Source organism: Lactobacillus kimbladii (assembly GCF_000970755.1).
Taxonomy (GTDB): Bacteria; Bacillota; Bacilli; order Lactobacillales; family Lactobacillaceae; genus Lactobacillus; species Lactobacillus kimbladii.
The window spans coordinates 834,034-837,630 of sequence record NZ_KQ034007.1 but is presented as its reverse complement, the minus strand read 5'-3'; the positions used below and the strand labels follow the sequence as shown (position 1 = coordinate 837,630).

At 32.7% G+C, this 3,597-nt stretch carries 2 protein-coding genes; both read right to left on the bottom strand.

The window, feature by feature from the left end:
* On the bottom strand, positions 1-2,543 hold a 2,543-nt coding region (locus JF75_RS04335), incomplete at its 3' end, for a YSIRK-type signal peptide-containing protein (RefSeq protein ID WP_046331995.1).
* 399 nt (positions 2,544-2,942) lie between these two features.
* The coding region (locus JF75_RS04330; protein WP_046331994.1) for an SLAP domain-containing protein at positions 2,943-3,597 on the bottom strand (655 nt) is incomplete at its 5' end.

Below are 3,597 nucleotides of genomic sequence, written 5' to 3'. Positions count from 1 at the left end.
GCAACAGTTTCTGCGTCTTCAATATCACTATTAGCCTGAGTCACAATTTCTTTAACAGCAGCTTGTCCCTTAGGGCTTAAGACTTTATTTGCCTGTGCAGCAGCATCTTGAATCTTATCTTTACCTGCCAGTTTTGCAAAAGAGACCTCGGCATTAGTAGCAATTGTATTGAACTCTTGTTGTGCCTTACTTACTGCGGCATTAATAGCATCAACATTTGGAGCACTATCAATCTTATCTTTGGCAGCACTCTTGGCATCAGTGATAGCTTTAATAGCAGTATCGTACTCATTTTTTTTAGCAGTTCTTTCAGCTTCGGTTAATTTTTCATAAGCTTTATTGACGCGGTCAAGCGCTGCAGTTGCATCTACATCAACTGCATTCCTGCTGCTGCTTTTAGCATTAGACAAGTCATTATTTTCTTTATCGTCTGTTGCATTTTTGATTTGTTTTATTTTCTGAATAGCTTCATCCCGAATTTTGGTCACGTCTGGGACGCTTTTAGCTCCGTCAATGCTTGTTGCAGCATCCTTATTAATTTTATCAACAGCATTCTGATCATTCGGGTCTTTTAAATTTTGCTTAACAATATCACTTATTTGTTGAACAGTTTCTTTTGCTGCCTCTTTGGCATTAGACAAGTCATTATTTTCTTTAGCGTCTGTTGCATTTTTGATTTGTTTTATTTTCTGAATAGCTTCATCCCGAATCTGAGTCACTTCTGGGATGGTTTTAGCTCCGTCAATGCTTGTTGCAGCATCCTTATTAATTTTATCAACAGCATTCTGATCATTCGGGTCTTTTAAATTCGGTTTGACAATATCACTTATTTGTTGAACAGTTTCTTTTGCTGACTCTTTGGCAAATTCTAGTGAAGTATCATCTGTTACACCATTAATTTTATCAATGCCAGTTTTAGATATGGTGCTTAAATCATTTTTATCTGTAGCACTTGAAATTGCTGCTTCAGCATCATTTTTAGCTTTTTCAATAGTATCTAGTGCTGTTTCAAGTTTGCCTTTTTCTTTATCTTTACCATTTTGATCCAGGTTATTATATTCATCTTGAATTTTATTCTTGGCATTCTCGGCTGCATTTTCAAGATTAGCTAAATAAGCTGCTTTTTCAATCGCATCAATAATAGCTTTTCCAGCTTTTTCAGCCGTATCCGTCCTGTCAATAGTAGGTTGCTGTCCAACTATATTTTTGGCATCATCACAAGCCTGACTGATTGCCTTTATTGCTTTTTCTTTGTCAGCTTCTGATAAATTGGAATTATTAATATTTTCAGTTGCTTTTTGTGCATATTCATCAAGATTCTTTTGATCTAATCCAATTTGTTGATTTAATTTCGAAGCTTCTAGATATACCGTATTTATTTTAATAGTGCCATTACTTTTTTCCGTATCAGCTAAGCCTAAATCACCAGCTTTTTCTATATTGTTGATAGTAGTCTGATAGTATAGGTTAACTTTATCTTTTAGAGCACTCTTATTTTCAACACTAATGTTTGGGAAATTGTCAATCAGCTCATTAACCAAGGTTTGAGTGTCAGTTAAATCTTCAATTAGTGCTGCAATTTCATCTGGTTCAAGTACATTATACTTGTTCAACTCCGCTTGGTCAGCATCTGATTTGACAGCAAAAATATTTTTTGTTGTTTTATCTGTTATTAAATGTATTTTTTGAATGGAGTCAGCAGTGGTAAAATCTGTATCAGTTTGCTTTTCCTCTTCATCAACAAGATTCTCATAAATTTTATCGTTGGCCTTAATAACACTTTTTTTAGCATTATTAGCTTGTTCGTCAACGTTTGCTTTGCTTGTAATAGCATCAATAGTTGTCTTTTTGGCAAAATGCAGTTCTGCAGCCGCTGCAAGATTTAAAATGTCCCTAATAGCAGTTTCTGCTGTTGAATCTATTTCTTCGACATTTTTTCCTGCATTGAGTTTAGCTATCACATCAGTATCAATTTTATCAATCTGAGCCAAATAATCATTTTTAGTGTCCAAGTCGTCTTGATCTTTTAAAGAAGAACCATATGCTTTATTTACTCGAATTTGCGCAGTTTCAATTGTAGATTTTATATCAGATTTTCTATTATTTCGCACTGATTCAATATCACTTTGATCGGATCCATCTTTTTTCAAATGATCTTTAGTAAGATCCTGATCAGTATCAGCTTTTTTAGCAGCGTTTGCTTGAACATCTGAAGCAGTATTATTAGATACAGACTTTGGGACAGCGCAAGTGTTTGTGGCACATTTTTTGTCACCATCAGTCTCAGTATTTTTTTTAAAACCAAGTGTGATTATATTATCATTAGCAGGAGAATTACATGAAATTGTTTCTGTTTTATCAACAGCATGCTGTGCAGTCGATTCAGTATCAGCTTTAACTGTTTGACTGCCAGCTCCGAAAAAAGTGAATCCCAGTAAAACAGAAGCTGCTCCAATTGTTAATTTGCGAATTAAAAAATGATCCTGCTTTGCTTGCAATTCCATTTTTCTTAATTTCGCATTATAGTTATTTTTACTTAGCATTATTAGTCCTTCCTCATTATTTAAGCACAACTATATTGTATAAGAATCATTATTAGTTGTAAATATATTATATTTGTTAATATTAAATTATAAATATTAGTTATTTAAATATAAGTAGTATTACATTAGTTATATCTATTTAATCCCTTTATAACTAAAAAAAATTAAAAATAGTTTTCATAAATGGATAGACATAAGTATTTATTTTTGATAAATTTATTTAATTTTGATTTTTAAGTTTTTTTTCAACTAATTTTTTAGTATTAAAAAACTATCCGAAATAGTGGGTTGTGGTTTTAAGGTGTTATATATTATAAGTAAAAAAATATTTCGCAAAAGAAAAAGTAACACAATTGTTTTTTACAGTTGTGTCACTTCTCTTGTTATCAGGAAGTTAAACTACCCTTTTACATTAGCTTTTTTTACAAATTTACTTGTTGTTATAGTATAGTACTTTTTACCTTTAATCTTTACCGGATTACCGTATGCCTTAATTGATTTACGCTTCTTCAGCACCTTTTTACCTTTACGATTGCCATATTTACTATATATATATGCATTATGCTTCAATTTCAATTTCTTGGCATCTATATTTCCTGCAGCTATATACAATCCGTCTTCAAGAACGTAATATAACTTCTTGTTGACAACTTTTTGCGATACTACGTCAACATTTGAACCAGCATTTATTACTAAGCCATTTGCACGAATACCATTTTGATCATAAAGATATGCATTGTGCTTTATCTTTTTATTAACAATGATATGAGATTGGTCTCCTGCTTCAACAGCAGCAGTTTGATTAGCCGTTGCTGTCTTTAAAGGTACATTTTGGCTTGAGACATTTGCCGCTTTGACATAACGATTCTTGGCAATGATGAAGTACTTCTTACCGCGAATCTTAACGCTACTGCCGTATGTAGCAATAGCCTTGCCTGACTTCAGTTTACCTGATTTCTTGACCCGCTTGCCGTATTGGTTATAAATGTAAGCATTATGTTTCAGCTTTTGAATTGTACTCTTAACATTGCCAATTGCAACATAGTATCTATTA